The organism is Staphylococcus sp. AntiMn-1 (assembly GCF_001663395.1).
Lineage (GTDB): Bacteria > Bacillota > Bacilli > Staphylococcales > Staphylococcaceae > Staphylococcus > Staphylococcus equorum.
The window spans coordinates 814,710-838,989 of the sequence record NZ_CP012968.1 but is presented as its reverse complement, the minus strand read 5'-3'; the positions used below and the strand labels follow the sequence as shown (position 1 = coordinate 838,989).

General features: G+C 34.1%; 24 protein-coding genes and 1 pseudogene. 18 read left to right on the top strand and 7 right to left on the bottom strand.

Annotated elements, in window-relative coordinates; genetic code table 11:
• Positions 1 to 41: 41 nt before the first annotated feature.
• From pyrR to AOB58_RS04110, 11 genes are all read left to right on the top strand, one after another.
• Positions 42 to 569 carry a bifunctional pyr operon transcriptional regulator/uracil phosphoribosyltransferase PyrR gene (gene pyrR / locus AOB58_RS04160; RefSeq protein ID WP_002507921.1) on the top strand — a complete coding sequence of 176 codons (528 nt, stop codon included), beginning with the start codon at positions 42 to 44 and terminating at the stop codon, positions 567 to 569.
• A 279-nt stretch (positions 570 to 848) separates the two neighbouring features.
• On the top strand, positions 849 to 2,156 hold the full coding sequence (locus AOB58_RS04155) for a uracil-xanthine permease family protein (protein ID WP_046465200.1): 1,308 nt from the start codon (positions 849 to 851) through the stop codon (positions 2,154 to 2,156).
• 29 nt (positions 2,157 to 2,185) lie between these two features.
• Positions 2,186 to 3,106, top strand: a complete 921-nt coding sequence (locus AOB58_RS04150; RefSeq protein WP_046465201.1) for an aspartate carbamoyltransferase catalytic subunit — start codon at positions 2,186 to 2,188, stop codon at positions 3,104 to 3,106.
• Entirely contained in the window at positions 3,084 to 4,358 is a 1,275-nt protein-coding gene (locus tag AOB58_RS04145; protein ID WP_046465202.1) for a dihydroorotase, read from the top strand. The genes AOB58_RS04150 and AOB58_RS04145 overlap by 23 nt, the downstream gene beginning before the upstream one ends.
• Positions 4,358 to 5,458 carry a carbamoyl phosphate synthase small subunit gene (locus AOB58_RS04140; protein WP_046465203.1) on the top strand — a complete coding sequence of 367 codons (1,101 nt, stop codon included), beginning with the start codon at positions 4,358 to 4,360 and terminating at the stop codon, positions 5,456 to 5,458. The genes AOB58_RS04145 and AOB58_RS04140 overlap by 1 nt, the downstream gene beginning before the upstream one ends.
• The gene (gene carB / locus AOB58_RS04135; protein WP_046465204.1) at positions 5,451 to 8,624 is read left to right on the top strand and encodes a carbamoyl-phosphate synthase large subunit; all 3,174 of its coding nucleotides are present in this window, start codon (positions 5,451 to 5,453) and stop codon (positions 8,622 to 8,624) included. The genes AOB58_RS04140 and carB overlap by 8 nt, the downstream gene beginning before the upstream one ends.
• Before the next feature lie 110 nt (positions 8,625 to 8,734).
• Positions 8,735 to 9,427, top strand: a complete 693-nt coding sequence (gene pyrF / locus AOB58_RS04130) for an orotidine-5'-phosphate decarboxylase (protein WP_002507915.1) — start codon at positions 8,735 to 8,737, stop codon at positions 9,425 to 9,427.
• 1 nt (position 9,428) lies between these two features.
• Entirely contained in the window at positions 9,429 to 10,040 is a 612-nt protein-coding gene (gene pyrE / locus AOB58_RS04125) for an orotate phosphoribosyltransferase (RefSeq protein WP_021338707.1), read from the top strand.
• 22 nt (positions 10,041 to 10,062) lie between these two features.
• Positions 10,063 to 10,248, top strand: a complete 186-nt coding sequence (locus AOB58_RS04120) for a hypothetical protein (protein WP_002507913.1) — start codon at positions 10,063 to 10,065, stop codon at positions 10,246 to 10,248.
• Between the two features lie 672 nt (positions 10,249 to 10,920).
• Positions 10,921 to 11,775, top strand: coding sequence for a YitT family protein (locus tag AOB58_RS04115; protein ID WP_002507912.1), 855 nt, complete (start codon positions 10,921 to 10,923; stop codon positions 11,773 to 11,775).
• A gap of 127 nt (positions 11,776 to 11,902) precedes the next feature.
• A complete protein-coding gene (locus AOB58_RS04110; RefSeq protein ID WP_002507911.1) occupies positions 11,903 to 12,304 on the top strand; it encodes a VOC family protein in 402 nt (133 codons plus the stop codon).
• A gap of 113 nt (positions 12,305 to 12,417) precedes the next feature.
• On the opposite strand, the pseudogene AOB58_RS04105 reads toward AOB58_RS04110, so the two are convergent.
• Positions 12,418 to 14,114: pseudogene (locus tag AOB58_RS04105) on the bottom strand (Rqc2 family fibronectin-binding protein).
• 159 nt (positions 14,115 to 14,273) lie between these two features.
• Here AOB58_RS04105 and gmk point away from each other — a divergent pair.
• The 4 genes from gmk (at position 14,274) to priA (ending at position 19,164) form a co-directional block, all read left to right on the top strand.
• Complete coding sequence (gene gmk / locus AOB58_RS04100; RefSeq protein WP_002507909.1) at positions 14,274 to 14,897, top strand: guanylate kinase; 624 nt, start codon at positions 14,274 to 14,276, stop codon at positions 14,895 to 14,897.
• Complete coding sequence (rpoZ, locus tag AOB58_RS04095; RefSeq protein WP_002507908.1) at positions 14,897 to 15,112, top strand: DNA-directed RNA polymerase subunit omega; 216 nt, start codon at positions 14,897 to 14,899, stop codon at positions 15,110 to 15,112. Before gmk ends, rpoZ begins: the two co-directional genes overlap by 1 nt.
• A gap of 433 nt (positions 15,113 to 15,545) precedes the next feature.
• The gene (gene coaBC / locus AOB58_RS04090; RefSeq protein WP_002507907.1) at positions 15,546 to 16,754 is read left to right on the top strand and encodes a bifunctional phosphopantothenoylcysteine decarboxylase/phosphopantothenate--cysteine ligase CoaBC; all 1,209 of its coding nucleotides are present in this window, start codon (positions 15,546 to 15,548) and stop codon (positions 16,752 to 16,754) included.
• Position 16,755: 1 nt separating this feature from the next.
• Entirely contained in the window at positions 16,756 to 19,164 is a 2,409-nt protein-coding gene (gene priA / locus AOB58_RS04085) for a primosomal protein N' (RefSeq protein ID WP_046465206.1), read from the top strand.
• Between the two features lie 89 nt (positions 19,165 to 19,253).
• Here the strand turns inward: priA and AOB58_RS04080 are convergent, their stop codons facing one another.
• From AOB58_RS04080 to AOB58_RS04065, 5 genes are all read right to left on the bottom strand, one after another.
• The gene (locus AOB58_RS04080; protein ID WP_064783019.1) at positions 19,254 to 20,459 is read right to left on the bottom strand and encodes a tyrosine-type recombinase/integrase; all 1,206 of its coding nucleotides are present in this window, start codon (positions 20,457 to 20,459) and stop codon (positions 19,254 to 19,256) included.
• 249 nt (positions 20,460 to 20,708) lie between these two features.
• Complete coding sequence (locus AOB58_RS13545; RefSeq protein ID WP_158483916.1) at positions 20,709 to 20,885, bottom strand: hypothetical protein; 177 nt, start codon at positions 20,883 to 20,885, stop codon at positions 20,709 to 20,711.
• Between the two features lie 109 nt (positions 20,886 to 20,994).
• Positions 20,995 to 21,210 carry a helix-turn-helix domain-containing protein gene (locus tag AOB58_RS04075; protein ID WP_064783018.1) on the bottom strand — a complete coding sequence of 72 codons (216 nt, stop codon included), beginning with the start codon at positions 21,208 to 21,210 and terminating at the stop codon, positions 20,995 to 20,997.
• 51 nt (positions 21,211 to 21,261) lie between these two features.
• The gene (locus AOB58_RS04070) at positions 21,262 to 21,885 is read right to left on the bottom strand and encodes a hypothetical protein (protein WP_064783017.1); all 624 of its coding nucleotides are present in this window, start codon (positions 21,883 to 21,885) and stop codon (positions 21,262 to 21,264) included.
• A 53-nt stretch (positions 21,886 to 21,938) separates the two neighbouring features.
• On the bottom strand, positions 21,939 to 22,577 hold the full coding sequence (locus AOB58_RS04065) for an XRE family transcriptional regulator (RefSeq protein ID WP_064783016.1): 639 nt from the start codon (positions 22,575 to 22,577) through the stop codon (positions 21,939 to 21,941).
• 195 nt (positions 22,578 to 22,772) lie between these two features.
• Here AOB58_RS04065 and AOB58_RS04060 point away from each other — a divergent pair, with 195 nt between their 5' ends.
• The 3 genes from AOB58_RS04060 (at position 22,773) to AOB58_RS13945 (ending at position 24,059) form a co-directional block, all read left to right on the top strand.
• Complete coding sequence (locus AOB58_RS04060; protein WP_064783015.1) at positions 22,773 to 23,027, top strand: helix-turn-helix transcriptional regulator; 255 nt, start codon at positions 22,773 to 22,775, stop codon at positions 23,025 to 23,027.
• Positions 23,028 to 23,041: 14 nt separating this feature from the next.
• Complete coding sequence (locus tag AOB58_RS04055; RefSeq protein WP_064783014.1) at positions 23,042 to 23,833, top strand: antA/AntB antirepressor family protein; 792 nt, start codon at positions 23,042 to 23,044, stop codon at positions 23,831 to 23,833.
• A gap of 97 nt (positions 23,834 to 23,930) precedes the next feature.
• Positions 23,931 to 24,059, top strand: a complete 129-nt coding sequence (locus tag AOB58_RS13945; RefSeq protein ID WP_257737065.1) for a hypothetical protein — start codon at positions 23,931 to 23,933, stop codon at positions 24,057 to 24,059.
• A gap of 37 nt (positions 24,060 to 24,096) precedes the next feature.
• Here AOB58_RS13945 and AOB58_RS13540 read toward each other — a convergent pair whose 3' ends face one another.
• Positions 24,097 to 24,234 carry a hypothetical protein gene (locus AOB58_RS13540; RefSeq protein ID WP_158649098.1) on the bottom strand — a complete coding sequence of 46 codons (138 nt, stop codon included), beginning with the start codon at positions 24,232 to 24,234 and terminating at the stop codon, positions 24,097 to 24,099.
• Positions 24,235 to 24,280 lie beyond the last annotated feature (46 nt).

Here is a 24,280-nt window from a genome sequence, read left to right as displayed (position 1 = left end):
AAATAAGATAAATATTTATCAAATTAAGGAAGGTGCCTAAAATGTCAGAACGAGTTATTATGGATGAAGCAGCGATTCAAAGAACGGTGACACGTATTGCACATGAAATTTTAGAATATAACAAAGGTACTGATAATTTAATATTGTTAGGTATTAAAACGCGCGGTGCATTTTTAGCACGACGTATTCAACAAAAAATTGAGCGCATAGAAGAGAAACTTGTGCCAACTGGAACAATTGATATCACTCAATTTAGAGATGATTTAGAACAGACAATAAACGAAGCTGAAGAAAGCGCATATGAAATTGATGTTAATATTACAAATCAAGTCGTAATTATCATTGATGATGTTTTATATACAGGACGAACAGTCAGGGCCTCCTTAGACGCAGTGTTACAGTACGCTAGACCTAAGAAAATAGGTTTAGCTACACTAGTAGATCGAGGACATCGAGAATTACCGATACGTGCAGACTTTGTTGGTAAAAACATACCAACAGCAAGGGAAGAAGCTGTGGCAGTTTTTCTTGAAGAAATTGATGATAGAAATGCAGTAGTAATTGAATAGCACCTTTTAATTCAGTACGAGAGACTGAAAAAGGGAAGAGGATTTAAATTTTCAGCTACGATCTAACCATTAGATACGTAAGCAATTCATTTATAGTTGTCAAATGCACGATGTTGATAACATTCCTCTTCACATATACTTTGTTTTATTGCGAGTTATCTATAGTCATTAAATGTAAATGGCTATAATTCAACATAGCAATAATCAAGATATATACTTTTTAGTCTCTTTACATGAATTTAATGTAAAGAGATTTTTTTATGAGAGGAAGCATAAAACATGGAAAATGAAACAATGTTTGAACGGACAGTTAAGCCAGTATTAGATGTGCAAGATAGACCTAAATTAGGACAATGGGCATTTCTAAGTACACAACATTTATTTGCGATGTTTGGCTCAACTGTACTCGTACCATTTTTAACAGGATTACCTATATCTTCAGCGTTATTAGCTTCTGGTGTTGGGACATTGTTATACATACTAATTACCAAAGCAAAGATACCAGCATACTTAGGGTCGAGCTTTGCATTTATTACACCCATTATTACAGGACTTAATTCACATAGCTTAGGTGACATGTTGATGGCGTTATTCATGAGCGGTGTAATGTATGTACTCATCGGTTTAGCAATTAGATTAACTGGAACAGCATGGTTGATGCATTTATTGCCGCCGGTTGTTGTAGGACCAGTCATTATGGTTATAGGATTAAGTTTGGCACCTACAGCAGTTAATATGGCAATGTTTGAGAATTCCTCAGAGATTCAAGGCTATAATCTGAGTTATTTAGCAGTAGCAATGACCACGTTGATAGTAACAATCGTAGTGCAAGGGTACTTCAAAGGATTCTTATCCTTGATACCTGTATTAATTGGTATCGTCACAGGTTACATCCTTTCAGCATTTATGGGACTTGTCAATTTTGCTCCAATAGCGAAAGCAAAATGGTTACAATTTCCAGACGTGTACTTGCCATTTAAAGACTACACGCCATCCATTCACATGGGACTAATCATTGTCCTGATACCTATTGTCTTTGTGACTGTAAGTGAACACATCGGTCACCAAATGGTCATTAACAAAATTGTAGGACGTAACTTTTTTAAGGATCCAGGTTTAGATCGTTCGATTATTGGTGACGGTGTTTCTACCATGTTTGCAAGTTTGATTGGCGGGCCACCGAGCACAACTTATGGTGAAAATATTGGTGTTTTAGCCATCACAAAAATTTATAGTGTATACGTCATCGGTGGCGCAGCAGTTATCGCTATTATTTTAGGATTTGTTGGTAAATTTACAGCACTCGTCTCATCTATACCTACCCCAGTAATGGGTGGTGTATCTATACTACTTTTCGGTATTATCGCAGCAAGTGGTCTAAGAATGCTAGTCGAAAGTGAAGTTGATTTTGCAAGTAACCGTAACCTTGTTATTGCATCAGTTATCCTTGTAATTGGTATTGGTAATCTCGTCTTTAACTTAAATGGCGTCGGTATCAATATGCAAATAGAAGGCATGGCATTAGCAGCTTTAGCAGGCATTATACTCAATCTTATCTTACCTAAGGAAACACCAGCGAATAAATAAGCATTGATCATTATGAGGAGGCTAAAAAATTGGATAACTTATTGTCGATGGAACATCTAACTACAAATGAAATATATGAATTAGTCAAACGTGCGAGTGCAATAAAAAAAGGTGAACTAGAACCTCGACGTTATGAAGATAAATTTGTAGCAAATTTATTTTTTGAAAACTCAACACGTACGAAAAGTAGTTTCTTAGTAGCAGAACAAAAATTAGGACTGAAATTAATTGATTTTGAAACAAATACATCTTCTGTTCAAAAAGGGGAAACATTATATGACACGTGTAAAACTTTAGAACAAGTAGGTGCAGATGTTCTGGTAATAAGACATTCACAAACCACTTATTATGATCAATTAAAATCGCTTAACGTACCAATTATTAATGCAGGAGATGGCAGTGGGCAACACCCGACACAAAGCTTACTAGACATCATGACAATCTATGAAGAATATCAAACTTTTGAGGGCTTAAATATTTTGATTTGTGGTGATATTAAAAACTCTCGTGTCGCTCGAAGTAATTTTCAAAGTTTAACAGCACTGGGTGCTAACGTAATGTTTTCTAGCCCAGATGCTTGGAAAGATGATTCCTTAGATGCGCCGTATAAAGATATTGATACTGTAATAGATGAGGTAGATATAGTAATGTTATTAAGAGTACAACACGAAAGACATACAGACGAGAACACAACACAATTTGAAGTAAGTAACTATCATAATCAATACGGGTTAACGCAAGCGAGATATAATAGGCTAAAATCACAAGCAATCGTGATGCATCCAGCACCAGTAAATAGAGGTGTGGAAATAGAAGATTCACTTGTAGAAGCATCAAAATCACGTATTTTCAAACAAATGGAAAATGGCATGTACTTACGCATGGCAGTTATAGATTATATTTTACAATCGAAAGGGGCAGAAACAAATGAAATTATTAACGAATGCTAAAATCTTAAAAAACGGTGAATTTGAAACGGTGTCTATCTTAGTTGAAGGACAACATATTAAACAAATAGCTACGCAAATTGAGGTAGATACAAATACTGAGATACTTGATGTTAAAGGACAGTTTGTTTCTCCAGGTTTAGTAGATGTGCATGTGCACTTACGTGAACCAGGTGGGGAGCATAAAGAAACAATAGCAACGGGTACGAAAGCAGCTGCTAGAGGTGGATTTACAACCGTCTGTCCAATGCCAAATACGCGTCCAGTGCCTGATTCAAAAGAAAATCTAAATCATTTAAATCAATTAATAGAAGATAATGCTGAAGTAAGAGTATTACCTTACGCAGCTATTACAGTGAGACAAGCTGGTAAAGAACATGTCGATTTTGAAACACTTGCTAACAACGGTGCATTTGCATTTACAGATGATGGTGTAGGTGTTCAACAAGCTAATATGATGTATGAGGCGATGCAAGCAGCAGCAAAAGTGAATAAAGCAGTCGTAGCACACTGTGAAGATAACAGTTTAATTTATGGTGGCTCTATGCATGAAGGACAACGCAGTAAAGCTTTAGGCATTCCTGGTATTCCAAATATTTGTGAAGCAGTACAAATTGCACGTGATGTGCTATTAGCAGAAGCGGCTGGCGCACATTATCATGTATGTCATGTATCTACGAAAGAGAGTGTCAGAGCAATTCGTGATGCTAAAAAAGCAGGGATACATGTGACAGCAGAAGTTACACCACATCATTTATTATTAACTGAAGATGATGTTCCAGGTGATGATGCGATTTATAAAATGAATCCTCCATTAAGAAGCAAAGAAGATAGAGAAGCACTGATTGAAGGCCTATTAGATGGTACGATAGACTGTATTGCAACAGACCATGCGCCACACGCTACAGAAGAAAAAGCACAGCCTATGACAAAAGCGCCATTTGGTATTGTTGGAAGCGAAACAGCTTTCCCATTATTGTATACGCATTTTGTAAAAAATGGTGATTGGTCGTTACAACAGTTAGTAGATTATTTAACGATTAAACCAGCTCAGACTTTCGAGTTACCTTATGGTACATTAGAAGAAGGCGGATTAGCAGATTTAACAATTATTAACCTAGATGAGGAAAGTGAAATAAAAGCAGAGGATTTTGCATCTAAAGGAAGTAATACGCCATTTATAGGTTATAAAGTATATGGTACGCCAGTATTAACAATGGTTGAAGGTGAAGTTAAATTTAAGGAGGAACAATAATGTTGAAGAAACGCTATCTAGTTTTAGAAGACGGTTCATATTACGAAGGCTATCCCATTGGTTCTGACCAATTAACAGTAGGAGAAATTGTTTTTAATACTGCAATGACGGGTTATCAAGAAACAATATCGGACCCGTCATACACGGGTCAAATTATTACATTTACATATCCACTTATCGGAAATTATGGTATAAATCGAGATGACTTTGAATCACTTGTACCTACCCTTAATGGTGTAGTTGTTAAAGAAGCAAGTGATCATCCAAGCAATTTCAGAAAACAAAAGACATTACATGACGTATTAGTAGAATATGATATTCCAGGTATTTCAGGTGTTGATACGCGTAGTATTACCAGAAAAATCAGAAATTTCGGCGTGTTAAAAGCAGCTTATACTGATAATAAAGCTGAAATTGAATCATTAGTAGAACAGTTAAAAACGACTGAATTACCTAAAAATGAGGTGACAGAAGTATCAACGAAAACACCTTACGTTTCAACTGGTTATGATTTGAGTGTCGTATTAGTCGATTTTGGTAAAAAACAGAATATCGTTAGAGAATTGAATTTGCGTGGTTGTAATGTAACCGTCGTACCATATGATACTTCAGCTGAGGCAATTATGAGAATGACTCCAGATGGGGTAATGCTTTCTAACGGACCAGGAGACCCTGAAGAAGTAAAAATCGCAGTTGAAATGATTAAAGGTATACTAGGACACGTTCCGTTCTTTGGTATATGTTTAGGACATCAACTTTTCGCCTTATCTCAAGGTGCCACATCATTCAAAATGAAATTTGGTCATAGAGGTGCCAATCATCCTGTAAAAGATCTCAAAACAGGAAAAATTGCAATAACGAGTCAAAACCACGGTTACGCAATCGATAAAGACTCATTAATTGATAGTGACTTAGAAATTACACATATTGCAATCAATGATGGAACGGTAGAAGGTTTAAAACATAAGTCATTACCAGCATTTTCAGTTCAATATCACCCTGAAGCATGTCCAGGACCATCTGATTCAAATTACTTATTTGATGAGTTTATCGATATGATGAATGATTTTAAAGCGAAGGAGCGAATGTCAAATGCCTAAACGTACAGATATAGAAACGATTTTAGTTATTGGATCCGGACCAATTATCATTGGTCAAGCTGCAGAATTTGATTATGCAGGAACACAAGCTTGTCTAGCATTAAAGGAAGAGGGCTACCGTGTAATATTAGTAAACTCTAATCCAGCAACAATTATGACTGACAAAGAAATTGCAGATAAAGTATATATTGAACCATTAACACATGATTTCATAGCTCGCATTATTCGTAAAGAACAGCCGGACGCATTATTACCTACATTAGGTGGACAAACAGGATTGAACATGGCCATTCAATTACATGATAGCGGTGAACTTGAAGCAAACAATGTACAACTTTTAGGCACTAAATTAGAATCTATTCAACAGGCAGAAGACAGAGAATTATTTAGATCATTAATGAATGAACTTGAGGTGCCTGTGCCTGAAAGTGATATTGTAAACACTGTAGAACAAGCGTTTATGTTTAAAGAAAAAGTTGGCTATCCACTCATCGTAAGACCAGCATTTACAATGGGAGGTACTGGCGGCGGTATTTGTCATAATGATGATGAATTCAAAGAAATTGTAGCGAATGGATTACATTATAGTCCAGCAACACAATGTTTAATTGAAAAATCAATTGCTGGTTTCAAGGAAATTGAATATGAAGTAATGCGTGACAAAAACGATAACGCTATCGTTGTGTGTAACATGGAAAATATTGATCCAGTTGGTATACATACAGGCGATTCGATTGTTGTGGCGCCGAGTCAAACATTGTCAGACATTGAATATCAGATGCTACGTGATGTGTCATTAAAAGTAATCCGTGCTTTAGGTATAGAAGGCGGCTGTAACGTGCAGTTAGCTTTAGATCCACACTCTATGGATTATTATATTATTGAAGTAAATCCACGTGTATCTCGTTCGTCGGCATTAGCCTCTAAAGCAACAGGTTATCCAATTGCTAAATTAGCAGCTAAAATCGCAGTTGGCTTATCGTTAGACGAAATGTTAAATCCAATTACAGGTACATCTTATGCTGCATTTGAGCCAACTTTAGATTATGTTATTTCGAAAATTCCACGTTTCCCATTTGATAAATTTGAAAAAGGTGAACGTGTTTTAGGAACTCAAATGAAAGCAACTGGCGAGGTTATGGCAATTGGTAGAACTTACGAAGAGTCACTACTGAAAGCAATTCGTTCCTTAGAGTATGGTGTACATCACCTTGGTTTACCAAACGGAGATTCTTATGATTTAGATTACATTAAAGCTCGTATCAATGATCAAGATGATGAACGTTTATTCTTTATAGGTGAAGCGATACGCCGTGGAACAACATTAGAAGAAATTCATGATATGACACAAATTGATTACTTCTTCTTAAATAAATTCCAACATATCATCAACATTGAGCATGATTTGAAGGCCAATAAAGGTGATATCGAATATCTGAAATTTGCCAAAGATTATGGCTTTAGTGATCGTGTCATTGCACACCGTTTTGATATGACCGAAGAAGAAGTTCATGATTTAAGAATAAAAAATGGTATAACGCCAGTTTATAAAATGGTAGACACTTGTGCGGCAGAATTCGAATCAGCAACGCCATATTATTATGGTACGTATGAATATGAAAATGAATCTATTGTTACAGACAAAGAAAAAATTCTTGTGCTCGGTTCAGGGCCAATTCGTATAGGACAGGGCGTAGAATTTGATTATGCAACAGTGCATGCGGTGTGGGCAATACAACGTGCAGGTTATGAAGCAATTATCATTAATAACAATCCAGAAACCGTATCAACAGACTTTTCAATTTCTGATAAATTATACTTTGAGCCATTAACAGAAGAAGACGTTATGAATATTATTGATTTAGAGCAGCCTAAAGGTGTAGTTGTACAATTTGGTGGCCAAACAGCAATCAACTTAGCAGATAAACTTGCTAAGCATGACGTTCAAATTTTAGGAACATCTTTAGAAAATCTAAATCGTGCTGAAGACCGTAAAGAATTTGAAGCATTATTACACACGATTGATGTACCTCAGCCTCAAGGTAAAACAGCGACGTCTCCAAAAGAAGCATTAGAAAATGCGAGAAATATAGGTTATCCAGTTGTTGTAAGGCCTTCATATGTATTAGGTGGACGCGCGATGGAAATTGTGAATAGTGATGCCGAACTAGAAGATTACATGAACCAAGCGGTTAAAGCGAGTCCTGATCATCCAGTACTAGTAGATAGTTATTTGACAGGTAAAGAAATTGAAGTGGATGCGATATCTGATGGGGAAACTGTTATAATCCCTGGTATTATGGAGCATATCGAAAGAGCTGGTGTTCACTCAGGAGACTCTATAGCAGTCTATCCACCACAGACATTAACGCAAGAAGAAATGGTTACGTTAGAGGACTATACGATTAGGTTAGCTAAAGGATTAAATATTAAAGGATTAATTAATATCCAATTTGTTATTGCGCGTGATGGTGTCTTCGTCTTAGAAGTGAATCCACGTTCGAGCCGTACAGTACCATTTTTAAGTAAAATTACGAACATCCAAATGGCTCAGCTAGCGATGCGTGCGATTATGGGTGAAAAACTTGTAGATTTAGGTTATAAAGCAGGTATTCAGCCATATACTGAAGGTGTCTTTGTCAAAGCGCCAGTGTTTAGCTTTAATAAGTTGAAAAATGTTGATATTACGCTCGGACCTGAAATGAAATCAACAGGAGAAGTTATGGGTAAAGATACAACAATGGAAAAAGCCCTATTCAAAGGATTAACAGCCAGCGGTATGGAAGTAAAAGATCATGGTACTGTATTGATGACAGTGAGTGATAAAGATAAAGAAGAAGTAGTCAGTATCGCACATCGTTTAAATGAAGTAGGCTATAAAATTTTAGCAACAGAAGGTACTGCCAATAAATTAGCTGAGCATAATATACCAACAGAAATTGTCGGTAAAATTGGTAAAGAAAATGATTTATTAACGCGTATTCAACAAAGCGAAGTACAAATTGTAGTGAATACGATGACGAAAGGTAAGGAATTCGAACGTGATGGCTTCCAAATCAGACGTACATCAGTTGAGAATGGCGTGCCTTGTCTCACTTCATTAGACACAGCTGATGCACTAACGTCAGTGATTGAAAGCATGACATTTACCATGAAAAATATGTAATAGTTAAGTTTGCTATCAACTAAGATAAAATAATAGCGTGATTGCGCAATAATTTTTTTATCTTAGTTCATATAGTAGAAGTTTTTAAAATACGAGGTGTAGAACATATTATGAATAATTTACCAATTATTGCACTAGACTTTGATTCATCAGAAGCGGTGGATACATTCTTAGACCAATTTGATGAGCCACTTTTTGTAAAGGTAGGTATGGAACTTTTTTATCAAACTGGACCACAATTAATAGCGTCTATTAAAGCACGCGGACACGATATTTTTTTGGATTTAAAATTACATGATATCCCTAATACTGTGGGTAAGGCAATGGAAGGATTAAGTAAATTAAACGTTGATTTAGTCAACGTACATGCTGCTGGCGGAACTGAAATGATGACGCGCGCATTAGAAGGCTTAAAAAAACATAACCAAAATATTAAAATTGTGGCAGTTACGCAACTTACTTCAACTACAGAAACCATGTTAAGAAATGAACAAAATATTCAAAGTTCTATAGAAGATGCAGTGCTTAATTATGCGCATCTAGCCAAAACATCTGGTTTAGATGGTGTCGTATGTTCACCACTTGAATCGGCATTACTCACAGGCGAACTCGGCAAAAACTTTTTAAAAGTAACACCTGGTATTAGGCCAGCGAATACGCATTTGGACGATCAAAAAAGAATTACTACACCGGAAGAAGCAAAACAATTAGGCTCGACACATATTGTAGTAGGACGACCAATTACAAAAAGTAATAATCCGGTTGCAAGTTATCATAAAATTAAAGAAAGTTGGTTAAGTTAAAATGGCTAAAGCAATAGCAAAAGCACTATTAGATATTAAAGCAGTTTCACTTTCGCCAAACGACCCGTTTACATGGAGTTCAGGTATTAAATCACCTATATATTGCGATAACCGAGTGACATTAGGTCATCCTTCTGTTCGACGTAATATTAGAAATGGTTTAATTACATTAATTAAAAATAATTTTGCGGATGTCGAAATCGTTTCGGGCACTGCAACAGCTGGTATTCCACATGCTGCCTATGTTTCTGAAGTGCTAGATTTACCGATGAATTATGTGCGTTCTAAAAGTAAGAGCCATGGTAAACAAAACCAAATTGAAGGTGCATTGAGCAAAGGTAAAAAAGTGGTTGTCATTGAAGACTTAATTTCAACAGGAGGTTCTTCTATAACTGCTGTGGAGGCGTTAAAAGAGGCAGGAGCTGATGTTCTAGGCGTTGTAGCTATATTTACGTACGGTCTAAAAAAAGCGGATGAACAATTTAAAGCAGCCCAAATACCTTTCTTTACTTTAAGTAATTATAATGAATTAATTGAGGTAGCTAAAGAAAAGGGAGAAATTTCTGACATTGATATTGATACATTAGTTGAATGGCGAGACAACTTGTCTTAAAATATGAGTTGGAGGGGATATTATGACAGAAGACCCGAAAAAAGCATATAATCACTTTGCACATTTAAATGATTTTTTAAAAAAAGAAGACGATTATAGACATCCATCTCATTCAGACGATAAAAACGAATGGCTAGCTAACACATCTGAAGCAAATATATACAAGAAATCAAAGTCTAGTATTAAACAAAAAGGACACATTAAGTAAATCATAACATGTAATATGTATAGACGTATTTAAGACCATAATAAAGAGGAAGATCAAAATGAATTCCATTTTGACCTTCCTCTTTATATTAAATCATTTTGATATAGTAAACTTTTTGTTGGAATTTGTTAAATTAAAGTCATTTTTTACCGATAAAGACTATCAATATAGTACTTATTATATGTGCTGACCGTATTAAAACTAAATTGTGTAATTGTGTAGTATAGTTATTAGCGGACCATAAGTTTAATAATAATATAACCTACTAATAATACTAATGCTGCGATAAGTAATGGAATAATATAAAAAGACATGAAATACCTCCAATTAGATTTATATTTATTCTAACTGTAAATATGAAAAAGTAAAAGAAATAAAGATGATATAGTCATTCAACTAAAAAAAGAGTTGACTGTTATACATTTTTTGAAAGTAATGGGCTAAAAGCTTTACAAAAATTACAAAATGGTGTGACTACTATTGTTGTGGTACATTTACATTTATAATACGATGTATAACTTAGAATTACAATAATATATTTTCATGAGGCTGGGACATAAATATAAGTCTTAGCCTCAATAGTTATATTGATTTTAGCTGACTGAATTGAAAATACTACTCGTAATTGTTTGCCAAAGAGGTATAATTTTTGAAAATGTAAGGGGTGCTTAAATGAAAATGATGAAACAATTATTCCGTGATCATACTAAAAATGTCATTGTTTGTTTAATTGGCGCATTTGTCAGTGCAATTGCAGTAAATTGCTTTATCTTAGAATCTAATCTAGGGGATGGAGGCACAGTTGGTATATCTTTAGCGCTCAAATATGCTTTTGGTTGGTCGCCAGCTTTAACTTCTTTAATTATTAATACAATCGTTATTATTGTAGGTTGGAAATTTTTAAGTACCAGAACTGCTGTATATACTTTTATTGCAAATACGGCAATTTCTCTATTTTTAGATTTAACTGAAAATTTTAGTACAGGTATAGATAACTTTGTAATCAACGCTGCTTTTGGTGGTGTGTTTGTAGGCGTGGGCATCGGCTTGGTTATTGCAGCAGGTGGTGTCATTGGAGGAACTTCAGTTGTAGCTAAAATGCTGAATAAGTACTTTGATATAAAAACTTCACAAGGTATATTCTTATTAGATGGTTTAGTTGTCCTATCGTTCTTGTTTGTCTTACCGTTAGAAAATGTGTTGTTTACGATTATTATGATATTCATTACCGAACGTGCAACTGCATTTATAATTGAAGGATTTAATCCTAAAAAAGCTGTTACAATTATTTCAGATAAAAATGAAAATATTAGTGATAAAATTAACAGTTTTACAGGCAGAGGCTCAACCTTACTTAAAGGGAAAGGCGGTTTCGGTAAAAAAGAAACAAGTATGTTATATGTTGTAGTGCCACAATCCCAAGTCACGCGAGTCAAAAAATTGGTGAATGAAGAAGATGACAAAGCTTTCTTAGTTATACATGATGTACGTGACGTGCTAGGCAGTGGATTTATTAATTTAACATAAGCCAATATTTTAAACGATTGCAAATAAGAATTTGTAAATATTTTACAATTTATAATAGCGTTGTATATTCGATTTTTTACAATTTATCATTTATTCTAGTATTAAGAAGAATTAAGGAGGTTGGATAATGGCTATACCAAAAATAACTACATTTCTAATGTTCAATGGAGATGCAGAAGAAGCAATTAATTTATATGTTAATACATTTGAAGATGCTGAAATATTGGCATTGGTAAGATATAGTGAAAGTGATAAAGAACCAACAGGTGCTGTTCAACACGCTATTTTCAGGTTGAAAGATCAAGTGTTTATGGCAATTGATAACATGAATGGTGTCGATATAGAAATGAATCCAGCCGTATCATTGTATGTCACTGTAGACAGTGCGTTAGAAATGGAACGCTTATTCAGTAATCTGAAAAGTGGTGGGGCTATTTTAATGCCTAAAACTCAGATGCCACCATTTAGAGAATTTGCTTGGATACAAGATAAATTTGGTGTTAATTTTCAATTAGCATTGCCAGAATAAACTTAAATTATAAAATGAAAAAAGCTAGGATATAATCGTTTTTGAAAGAGCAAACGACTTTATCCTAGCTTTTTTATTATGCGCTTTGATAATCCTAATGCTTATAATAAAAATTATTTTACTTTCATTTTTTGAATGTGATCATAATCTGGTGTAGCAAAAAGCGTTTTCTGATTATCATATGTTACAAAACCTGGTTTGGCACCTGAAGGTTTGTGTACATGCCTAATTTCTGTGTAATCTACTGGAATTTGTCCGGAATTACCAGCTTTGGAGAAATAACCAGATAACATGGCCGCTTCTTTAATCGTGTCTTCACTTGGTGCATCACTAAGTATCACAACATGTGAGCCTGGTATATCTTTCGTGTGGAACCAAAGATGGTTTTTTGCCGCTTTTTTATTCGTTAAATAATCATTTTGTTTATTGTTTTTACCGACAAGAATTGTATCACCATCAGTTGAAACATATTCTTGTAATTGAATGGTTTGTTTCTTTTTCTTCTTATTTTGTTTGCGTTGTTTCATAAAGCCCTGTTCTGCAAGCTCATCACGGATATCATCAATCTCATCAACAGAGATATGTGCGAGTTGTTGTTCAATACTTTCAAAATAAGCAATATTCTCTTGAGTTAATTCAATTTGACGTAGTAACTCGTGTGCTCTTGTTTTTAACTTGTTATATTTTTTATAATAATTCTGCGCATTAACAGCAGGGGCTTTAGTTGGGTTAAGAGGAATCGTAATTTCTTCACCAGTATAATAATTAAGCGTTGTAATTTCTTTATCGCCTTGCTTAATTTGATAAATATTGGCAGTTATTAACTCACCATACAGTTGCTGTAATTCTTTTTCTTTTGTACCTTCTTGCTCATCAATTAGTTTACTTAATTTATTTTGATATTTATGAAGTTGTTGTTGTACAAATTTAACTAAATCATTCGCACGTTGTTTGACGCGTTCTCTCTCGCCACGTGCATCATAATAGCGATCAAGTAAATCATGCAGTGAATCATATTCTACAACATCATCATAAAATTGATTTAATTTCATAAAGTAAAAATCTTCTTTACCTGTTTCATGATTTTTATGGAAAACAGGTGTGGGCTCCCCTTAGTTTCTTCAATTACTATATCAAATGCTTCAGGCAATGTTTGAGCAGTCATAAATTGTTTTCTGCTAACAATTTCATTAGTGATTAATGGACTAAAACCTTCTAAATGATCTAGTAATTGTCGTGCTATTTTTCCACTATTAAAATCTATATATTTTAATACAGTTTCTCCAGATATATCATATGGATTAATTTTGTTTTGCGCAGGTGGTGCTTCATATTGAAAACCAGGCATTACAGTACGATACTGATTTGTATTTGGTGTTAAATGCTTAAAGCCTTCAATAATCTTGCGCTGTTCATTTACTAAAATTAAATTACTGTGTTTACCCATAATTTCCAATATAATTGTACGATGTATTGTATCGCCAATTTCATCTTTACTCTGTACATCTATTTCTACACGTCTATCATTACCAATTTGTCTTACTGCTTTTATAAAGCCACCTTCAATATGTTTACGGAACACACGTGCAAACATAGGAGGATCAAATGGATTATCATATTTTTTATTAGTTAAATGCATTCTAGTAAAACTTGGATGGATAGAAAGTAGAAGCTGATGATTTTTACGATTTTGACGCACGACGACAAGAAGTGTGTCGTTTTCTGGTTGATTTATTTTGTGGATTCTACCACCTACAAGAAATTGTAGAGATTCCACCATTTTTTTAGTGAATAAACCATCATATGCCATTACTATCAGCCACCTTATTTTTAGTCATTCAACATATTGTAACATGGCGCAAAGATTAGGTCATGAGCAAAGTTTGTGTTGTGGGACGCTATACAATTGAATGTTTCTTATGGTATCATATGTTAATAATAGAAGATTAGCTTAGAGAGGTAGTAAGTCATGGATAATGAGAAAGGTTTATTGATTGTACTATCTGGACCTTCTGGTGTAGGAAAAGGGACAGTTAGAAAAAAGATATTTGATGATCCAGCCACATCTTATAAATATTCTATTTCAATGACCACACGTAGTAAACGTGAAGGTGAAGTAGATGGTGTTGATTATTTTTTCAAAGCAAAAGCAGAATTTGAGGAATTAATTAAACAAGATGAATTTATAGAATATGCTGAATACGTAGGAAATTACTATGGGACGCCTGTTCAATATGTTAAAGATACGATGGAGCAAGGCCATGACGTATTTTTAGAAATTGAAGTAGAAGGTGCGAAACAAGTGCGTAAGAAATTCCCAGATGCATTGTTTGTTTTTCTTGCCCCGCCAAGTTTAGATCATTTACGTGAACGATTAGTCGGTCGTGGTACGGAATCTGATGAAAAAATTCAAAGTCGTGTGAATGAAGCACGTAAAGAAGTCGAAATGATGAACTTGTATGACTATGTTGTAGTTAATGATGAAGTAGAGTTAGCTAAACAACGTATTCAATCTATTGTAGAAGCTGAGCATTTGAAGAGAGAACGTATTGAAGCGAAATATAGAAAAATGATATTGGAGGCAAAAAAATAATGTTATACCCACCATTAAACGAATTAACAGCAAAAGTTAATTCAAAATATTTAATTGCAACTACTGCTGCAAAACGTGCTCGTGAAATAGATGAAAATCCAGAATCAGCATTGTTAAGTAAATATGATGCAAAAAAACCTGTAGGTAAAGCGCTAGAAGAAATCGCTGGCGGAGATGTTTATCCGGACGGACTATATAAAATACCATCTAAGTAATTAAAAGTTAATCTTGAAACATATAAATAATAACTAGCACGCTGCTAGTTTAAAGTTTTTCAAAATGAGTCTGGGTCATAAATGCGTGTCTCAGACTCATTTGTTAGATTGAACAGTAGTTGTTTGATATCTCATTGTACTTGTTTCAAGCTTTTAAAGTGCTATATCTTCATTTATGAAGAGAAAGTAGTGCGGATATAAGCGCTTCAGTTCTTGTGTTCTTTTTTAATAAGGCTTGCGGAGCGGGAATACGAAATCAAATTTTTGATTTCTATCCTGCTCCCTTTTTTTATTTAATTTAAAATTTTGTGTATAATGGTGATTAATCATTTATTTAAAGCATTCAATAACAAATTAACCTTTGTTTTATTTAAAAATATAAAGTTATAGTCCATTAAGAGGTCATATTTAAATTATTTGGAGGAGATTTGCAATGAAACGAATATTACTTGCTGTTACAGGTGGCATTGCTGCGTATAAAGCAATTGATTTAACAAGTAAATTAACGCAAGCAGACTATGACGTTAGAGTCATGCTTACAGATCATGCACAAGAGTTTGTGACTCCATTAGCTTTTCAAGCAATTGGTAGAAATCCAGTTTATACAAGTACTTTTTTAGAACAAAATCCGGAAGAAATTCAACATATCGCATTAGGTGATTGGGCAGACGCAATCGTAGTGGCACCAGCGACAGCAAATATCATTGCTAAACTTGCAAATGGTATTGCAGATGATATGGTAACGTCGACATTGCTCGCTACTGAAACTGCTAAATTTATTGCGCCAGCGATGAATGTGCATATGTATGAAAATAAGCGAACACAACACAATCTCGCTACACTGAGTTCAGATGGTTATTATTTTCTTGAACCTGGTGAGGGCTTTTTAGCATGTGGCTATGTAGCAAAAGGCCGTATGGAAGAACCTTTGCAAATTGTTGAAAGGTTAAACCAGTTTTTTAAACACAATGACCAAGCATCTTATTCGATAGACAGTCGATTTGAAGGTATGAATGCACTAATCACTGCTGGACCGACTGTCGAAGAGTTAGACCCAGTACGTTATTTATCTAACCGATCATCAGGAAAAATTGGTTATGCATTGGCAGAATCACTAACTAAGCGTGGGGCTAACGTCACACTCGTATCTGGACCTACACATCTAACACCTCCAGAAAATGTGAATGTTATTCAAATTCAGAGTGCTGAGGAAATGTTTGAAGCGGTGAAAACACACTTTGATGAACAAGATATCGTATTTAAAGCTGCAGCAGTATCAGATTATGCGCCTGCTGAAATGTTAGAGCACAAACTAAAAAAACAAGACGGTACATTATCTGTGACTTTTAAACGTACACCAGATATTTTGAAATATCTAGGTGAACACAAAACAAAGCAATTCTTAGTAGGCTTTGCAGCAGAAACACAAAATATTGAAACATATGCGCAGAAAAAACTGCAACATAAAAATGCAGATGTGATTATTGCTAATAACGTAGGAGATCGTTCAATAGGGTTTAGTTCAGATGATAATGACTATACGATGTACTTTAAAAATGGAAATCCTATGAGTTTAGGAAAACACAAAAAAGTCATATTAGCGGAGCATATCTTAGATAGTTTAGAAACAAGGTGGGAATAAAATGATAGCAAAAGTAATTGTTGATATACCTTCTAAAAGTGTGGACTTTACGTTCGATTATATAATTCCTACAAGACTACAATCTATGATACAAGTTGGTATGCGTGTCATTGTGCCTTTTGGACCAAGGACAATTCAAGGCTATATTATGGAAATAACAGAACAACCCGATGCAAATATAGATATAGCTAAGCTTAAAGAGATAAAAGAAATTCAAGATATTAAACCAGAATTAACTGAAGAACTTATTAAGTTAACAGATTGGTATAATAATTACTTTGTGACGAAGCGTATTTCTATGTTAGAAGTGATGTTACCAAGTGCAATTAAAGCTAAATATACAAAAGTTTTTTCAATTGAAAATGATGAAGCGATTCCGGAACAGTTACGACTCCGTTTTGATAGTGAAGGTCATTATGCGTATAAAGAAGCTCAATATAATGATGATCTATCCGCCATCTCTCCTTTATTAAAGCAAGGTGATATTAGTGAAGTGACATTGCTTTCTCAAAGTCTCAGCAAAAAGAAACAACGTGCTGTGAGAGTGGTAGAAGGTTTTGAATATGATGCTGTATTGGGTTCTTTAGAAAAGTCTCAAAAGCAATATGATTTATATGCTTATTTAATTGATGAACGTCATCATATTGTACTACTGAAACAATTAGAAGCAATGAACTTTTCAAAATCAAGTATTGATACACTGATGCGCAAAGGCTTTGTGGAAAAATACGATGCAATCGTGGAACGTGATCCCTTTGAAACGCGTGTATTTGAACAAGATGAAAAGCAACAACTCACAGCTGATCAACAACAAGCGTTTGAAGCAATACTTAAAAATATTAAGGCACATGAACAGAGAACTTTTTTACTCCATGGTGTGACTGGTTCAGGAAAGACTGAAGTTTATTTGCAAACAATTGAGGAAGTGTTGCATTTAGATAGACAAGCTATGATGCTAGTGCCAGAAATTGCATTAACCCCACAAATGGTTTTAAGGTTTAAGCAACGATTTGGTGACGAAGTTGCCGTGCTCCACTCAGGTTTGTCGAAAGGTGAACGCTATGATGAATGGCAAAAAATCAGAGATGGTAAAGCTCGGGTAAGTGTTGGTGCACGGTCAAGCGTGTTTGCGCCATTTAAAAATTTAGGCATGATCATTATTGATGAAGAACATGAATCATCTTATAAACAAGAGGATTATCCTAGATATCATGCACGTGATATCGCAGAGTGGCGCAGTCAATATCATCAGTGCCCATTGATATTAGGGAGTGCCACACCAAGTTTAGAAACATACGCGCGCGCAGATAAGGGCGTTTATGAACTGTTATCTTTACCAAACAGAGTCAATCAACAGGCGTTGCCAGAAATTGAAATCGTTGATATGAGAGCTGAATTAAGTTCAGGTAATCGGTCTATGTTTTCCGAACAATTACGTGAAGCCATTCAAACTCGTTTAGATAAACAAGAACAGATTGTATTGTTTTTAAACCGTCGAGGCTATGCATCATTTATGTTATGCAGAGATTGTGGTCATGTACCACAATGTCCTAATTGTGATATCTCATTAACTTATCACAAGTCTTCGGATCAATTGAAGTGTCATTATTGTGGTCATCAAGAAACACCACCGAGCAAATGTCCTAATTGTGAAAGTGAACATATCAGACAAGTTGGTACTGGAACACAAAGAGTTGAGGAGTTATTACAAGAAGTGTTCCAGGAAGCACGCATTATACGAATGGATGTTGATACTACATCTCGTAAAGGTGCTCATGAAAAATTATTGAATGATTTTGGCTCAGGTAAAGGAGATATTTTATTAGGTACTCAAATGATTGCGAAAGGGTTAGATTTTCCTAACATCACACTCGTAGGTGTACTCAACGCGGATACAATGTTGAACCTTCCTGACTTCAGAGCAAGTGAACGTACTTACCAATTATTAACGCAAGTATCAGGTCGTGCAGGACGTCACGAAAAAGAAGGTCAAGTAATCATTCAAACTTATAACCCAGAACATTATGCGATTAAAGATGTTCAAGAAAATGATTATCCGGCTTTCTTTAACAAAGAGATGAATTATAGGAAAATAGGTAAATATCCTCCTTACTTCTTTTTAATTAATTTCACTATCTCACACAAAGATATGAAGAAAGTCATGGAAGCATCGAAACATATTCATAAAATTTTATTACAGCATTTATCGGATAAAGCATTAGTGTTAGGACCATCACCAGCAGCATTATCAAGAATAAATAATGAATATCGCTTTCAAATCTTAATTAAATATAAAAGTGAACCAGCGCTCCACGAAGCGCTTAAGTATTTAGATGATTATTATCATGACCAATATTTAAAAGACAAGCTATCGTTAAAAATTGATATTAATCCCCAAATGATGATGTAACAAGGGGTTTAAAATAGCTTAACACCAGTATTTTCAAGGGTTATAGAGGGTACTGGAATTATAAAAAGGGCAGAAAAAGGGCAGATTGTTTAATTGGGAATGTTTTCTAACTTCTCGGTTAACTGTTTGTCCATTTTTTCTGTTACATGTGTGTATATCTGAATCGTTGTTTTTTCGTCAGTATGTCCAACTCTTTTCATAATTGCTTTGAGTGATACATTCATTTCAACGAGTATACTTATATGGGTGTGCCTGAAGGTATGGGATGTTACTTTTTTATTAATACCTAATTCAATCACAGTATCTGATAATAATTTGTTTACTTTATGAGAATATAATGGATTTCCAAATCTTGTAGTAAAGATAAAACCACGATCAATGTAATCTTTTTCCCAATGTGCAGATTTTTTATTTTCCAATATTACTTTTTTTAAGATTTCAACTGCACGTTTATTAATAGAAATCGTTCTTCTTGAACCTCTAGTTTTAGTTGTGTCTTTATATCCATATCCATTTTCATATTTAATCCAATGAATTGTTCCGTTTATATCTATTGTTTTATTTTGAAAATCGATATCCTTTTCTTGTAATGCTTGAACTTCTCCAATTCTCATACCAGTAAGTGCTTGTAGTTCTATTAAGCTAGCTACAAATAAATTTAACCTCTTGTCAGAATGTTTTTTTGTTAATATAAAATCACGTATTTTTAACACTTGATTCATTTCAAGATAGTTATATATTTTTTGTTCTTCTTTTTCTATATCTTCTAGTGTTTTAGCCTTCTTGGGTACTTCCACATCATTTAACATGTGTTTGTTAGTATATCCGTAAAATTTCGTTGCATACGCTAAAGCTTTTTTCATATCATTGAGTTGTCGTCTAACTTGGTTTTCTGAATAAATTTCAGATAATGTATTGATTAGTTTTTGAACATGTTTTACGTCTAACTTTGAAACTAATGTATACTCATCTATATTGTTTTTTAAATTATTCAGTCGAACTTTAGAGTTATTTAGAGTTGTTACTTTTAAACCAGAAGTATTTTTATGATAATCAAACCATTCATCTAGTAAATTGTGAACCGTTAATGATTTTAAATTGTTATTAGTACTAGTAGACAACTTGCTTTTTATCTTATCGTCTAATTGGAACACAGCCTCTTTTTGAGAAGCTTTAGTATTTTTGTTCATAACAATACTCACACGTTTCCATTTGTCTGTGTAAGGGTCTTTATACTTCTCGTAGTAGCGATATTTAGTTTTGCCTTCTTTATCTTTGAATTGTTCACTCCACATAGGTTATTCCTCCTAAAAAAGATAAAAATATATACCCATAGAAAAAAACTATGAAAAAGTGATTAATCTATAGGTATATGTTATAATTGGTGTGAATAGGATATCGGGCGCTCGTGGTTTCGTTATTTCAGAAACTATGCGTTGCACCTTCCTTATAAAAGGCTTGGCTCAAAGTCACCATATCTTATGACTTAGGTTTTCTCTGAATTCACCCGATGCAAACTATACATTACTGTATAGAAGGGCAATTCAATTACCAGGTAGCGAAACACTTGACGAATTAAATTCAGGTACATCTATACGAGAAGTAGAGAAATCTGTTGGGTCAAAGTTGAATTTCATGTTAGCCATCTCTCCAATACCTTTTGTTATATCGCTAGATAATAATGAAATAGAATTCTCTTGGGTAGTAGTTCCAATACTCAATTATGTTATCGCCACCGTTTTTTATCGGTGGCTTCTTTATGTCTCCATAAAGTTCAGCATATGTGTTTATCCTATTTTAAAATATATAGGGCACGGGAGTGCCCTTGAATTAATTTATTTCCTCGTTGTCTCTAATTACATCTTTCGACACGCCATAATACTCTGCAAAGCTACTTACCATACGAGGTGATATTTTCTTGTATCCATTTTCAATAAGTAAAAGGTTGAATCTTCCCAAATTCATACCATACAAACTGTTGTAATTATCGATAAACTCTTTACGTGACAAATTCTTTTGTTTTCTTAAATGTTTAATGATTCTCATTTTTATTCTCCCTTATAAAAATACATAGGGCATAGTAAAATGCCCGTGGAATTATTCATAGTCGCTAGGGTCATATTCATACCCATATTTCTCAGCGTCTGCTTTTCTAATTTCTGTTCTTTCCGATTCACTTGCGTTCATCCATTCATCTTGACCTTTTACCCAATCACTTTCTTCCTGTTCACTTTCAGCCAATGGACCTTCACCATTTTTATGTGGCACAGCATCATCTTTAGGTAATCCCGTGTCAGGGTCTAATTGGTCATTTGAATAATAACCGTCAGCTGAACCAGGCATATCGAACATTGCATCCCCATTAGGCATATCTTCATACTCTGAAGGTTTTTGTTGTTCTTCAGCAACAGTTGCTTGCTCTTGCGACTGAACAGGTTGTTGTTCTTGAGTATTCACTTGCTCTTGTGATTGCACAGGTTCTTCAGTGATTTGTTGTTCTTGTGATTGTGGTTCTTCGTTCGCTACTTCTTCATTAGACTTATCATCCGATTTGTCTTTTTCTTCATCTGATTTTTTATCTTCATCTTTTTTCTTATCGTCTTTATTACTTTCTTTATCAGATGCTTTAGTTTCTTTCTTATCCTCCAATTTACTTTCCTCTTGACCACATGCAGCTAATACTAAAAAACTTGCTAATAATAAAAATATTACCTTTTTCATTTCACATTCTCCTTAATAATAAATTTTATATAAAAGCGCCACTAAGGACGCTATCATTCAAATACTTGATAATTATAAATAACTTTACCTATGACTTCTATTTCATCTAAAGAATTTAAATCAAAAGAATTTGTTTTAAACTCATCTGAATAACTTGCTGGATCTAAATGCAATTTAGTTTCGGTACGTCTTACACGTTTTACTGTATATTCACCTCCGAGACGCAGAACAAGAATATCATTACTATTCAATTTATAATCTTGATTCATTCTATAATCATGTACAATTATGTAAGAACCATTAGAAAGTACTTTGTTCATGCTATCACCATTAACTTGCAAAGCTATACATTCGCTAGGTTTGCGTCCATTGTATACAGAAGATGGAGTTTTAATACTTTCGTTCTCAATAGTCACTTCTTCAAAATTTCCTGCAGAAACCTTTCCGTAATATGGTATTTCAATTTCTGTATCGAATTCTGGTAAGTTAGATTCTTCAATCTCTCCTAAAAGGTAACCTTTAGAAACATTAAATAGATTAGCAATTTTTTCAATCATTCCCATTCTAGGTTCGTTTTTACCATTTTCCCACATTCTTATTGTTCCCTCAGAAACATCAAGTTTTTTAGCCATTTCCACTTTGGATAATCTATTGTTCAATCGAATTTCTTTAATAGTGTTTTTGAAAGTCATTTCGTTCACCTTCCTTATATATATAATGTTTTTATACTTATTATTATACTATGAAAAATCGTAATTGCAACATCTAAAATACGTTTAATCGAAAAATAATTACGAAAAAACAAAAACTTTTTATCAAAAACACTTGCAATCGCATTTATAATTCGATATACTCTAATCAGAGCTTGAGATAAGGAGGTGCAAAAAATGATGGATACGAGAACAGGTCTCACATTAAAAGAGTGGAGATCTAGAAAGAAATATACTCAACCAGAATTAGCAAAAAAGATTGGTATTTCACCATCAACGTATAATATCTGGGAGAACAATCCAGATGCTATTAGACCTAAAGACGCTTTTAAAATAGCTAAATCTTTAGAAGTCTCAATCGATGAGATTATTTTTTTAAAAGATGAATCGTATTTTAAATACGTTTTAGTTGATGATAATCGAATAAATTAAGGAGGAAAAGCAAATTGAACGAATTACAAACATTATTCAGTTTCAAACGTAACGACGACGGAACAGTCGCAGTAAGTGGACGCGAATTACACAGAGGATTGGAAATTCAAACACCATATAAACAATGGTTGGACAGAATGGTTTCTTATGGATTTGAAGAAAATACAGATTATATTGTTACGAGTGAAAAAGTACACACACAAAAAAGTGCGCGTGCTTATGAACAGTTTGACCACATCATGACACTAGACATGGCTAAAGAAATTTCAATGATTCAACGTAGTGATATTGGTCGTAAGATTAGAGGTTACTTCATTAAAGTAGAAAGACAACATAATGAAATCGCACAAGCATACGGAATTACATCTAAAGAAGATATGAATCAACTTATCGAACAACTAGTAAGTGACAAATTAGATTACCTTATCTCAACAGGGCAAGTAAGCAATGAAAAGTTAGAAGCCTTAAATAACAAATTCGAAGGTGAGTACGTTACACCACAAGATATTGACGCTATCAAGTTTGCAGTTAAAGCAAAATCAGAGAAAACACTTGAAAATGTAGGACTTCAAATGACACTAGAAACTTTATTAGTAGGCGATGTGTACGAACAAGCAGTGGCTAATAAGAAAGCTAAAGAAGAATACAGTTATCAGTTAGGAAAAGTTAAAAGTCGTTTGCTAGTAGCTACTAAAAAACACTTAGGCATGAAAGGTAATGCACCTAACAACCACATCAAACGAAAAGATGTAGACTTAGCAATCCAATTTATTAAAGATGTTAGATCATCACAAATAGAAATATAGGAGGAACTCAAATGACATTACTCATCATAACACTAGTCGTAACTTTCATAGGCAGCGTAGCAACAACTTACAAATTGAATGTATAGGAGGAAACGGAATGAAAGAACTAAAAAAAGTAAAAGAAGAAACGATTATCGCACTACTCAAAAAAATACAAATCGCTAACGAAGCAGACACGATTTTAGATTTAACTAGATCTATTGACACTATTCTTGAAATTAAATAAACCTAGCAGTTGCTGTAACAACTACTAGGGAGAAAAGTTATTTGACTTTTACTTTAGTGCCACAGCTTTGTTTACTGCATTTATTAGTAGATTTAGAAGAATCAAAATTAAATTCACGTCCACATGCAGGACAAAACGAAGGTGGCATATTCATAACATATTCAAGTTTAGCCATAATAACACCTCCTTCCTATAGGAGATAAAAGAATTATACCACGTAG

Coding starts and splice junctions, on each gene's coding strand:
- pyrR (WP_002507921.1), top strand. CDS start 42: ATGTCAGAACGAGTTATTATGGATGAAGCAGCGATTCAAAGAACGGTG.
- AOB58_RS04155 (WP_046465200.1), top strand. CDS start 849: ATGGAAAATGAAACAATGTTTGAACGGACAGTTAAGCCAGTATTAGAT.
- AOB58_RS04145 (WP_046465202.1), top strand. CDS start 3,084: ATGAAATTATTAACGAATGCTAAAATCTTAAAAAACGGTGAATTTGAA.
- AOB58_RS04140 (WP_046465203.1), top strand. CDS start 4,358: ATGTTGAAGAAACGCTATCTAGTTTTAGAAGACGGTTCATATTACGAA.
- carB (WP_046465204.1), top strand. CDS start 5,451: ATGCCTAAACGTACAGATATAGAAACGATTTTAGTTATTGGATCCGGA.
- pyrF (WP_002507915.1), top strand. CDS start 8,735: ATGAATAATTTACCAATTATTGCACTAGACTTTGATTCATCAGAAGCG.
- pyrE (WP_021338707.1), top strand. CDS start 9,429: ATGGCTAAAGCAATAGCAAAAGCACTATTAGATATTAAAGCAGTTTCA.
- AOB58_RS04120 (WP_002507913.1), top strand. CDS start 10,063: ATGACAGAAGACCCGAAAAAAGCATATAATCACTTTGCACATTTAAAT.
- AOB58_RS04115 (WP_002507912.1), top strand. CDS start 10,921: ATGAAAATGATGAAACAATTATTCCGTGATCATACTAAAAATGTCATT.
- AOB58_RS04110 (WP_002507911.1), top strand. CDS start 11,903: ATGGCTATACCAAAAATAACTACATTTCTAATGTTCAATGGAGATGCA.
- gmk (WP_002507909.1), top strand. CDS start 14,274: ATGGATAATGAGAAAGGTTTATTGATTGTACTATCTGGACCTTCTGGT.
- rpoZ (WP_002507908.1), top strand. CDS start 14,897: ATGTTATACCCACCATTAAACGAATTAACAGCAAAAGTTAATTCAAAA.
- coaBC (WP_002507907.1), top strand. CDS start 15,546: ATGAAACGAATATTACTTGCTGTTACAGGTGGCATTGCTGCGTATAAA.
- priA (WP_046465206.1), top strand. CDS start 16,756: ATGATAGCAAAAGTAATTGTTGATATACCTTCTAAAAGTGTGGACTTT.
- AOB58_RS04080 (WP_064783019.1), bottom strand. CDS start 20,459: ATGTGGAGTGAACAATTCAAAGATAAAGAAGGCAAAACTAAATATCGC.
- AOB58_RS04075 (WP_064783018.1), bottom strand. CDS start 21,210: ATGAGAATCATTAAACATTTAAGAAAACAAAAGAATTTGTCACGTAAA.
- AOB58_RS04070 (WP_064783017.1), bottom strand. CDS start 21,885: ATGAAAAAGGTAATATTTTTATTATTAGCAAGTTTTTTAGTATTAGCT.
- AOB58_RS04065 (WP_064783016.1), bottom strand. CDS start 22,577: ATGACTTTCAAAAACACTATTAAAGAAATTCGATTGAACAATAGATTA.
- AOB58_RS04060 (WP_064783015.1), top strand. CDS start 22,773: ATGATGGATACGAGAACAGGTCTCACATTAAAAGAGTGGAGATCTAGA.
- AOB58_RS13945 (WP_257737065.1), top strand. CDS start 23,931: ATGAAAGAACTAAAAAAAGTAAAAGAAGAAACGATTATCGCACTACTC.
- AOB58_RS13540 (WP_158649098.1), bottom strand. CDS start 24,234: ATGGCTAAACTTGAATATGTTATGAATATGCCACCTTCGTTTTGTCCT.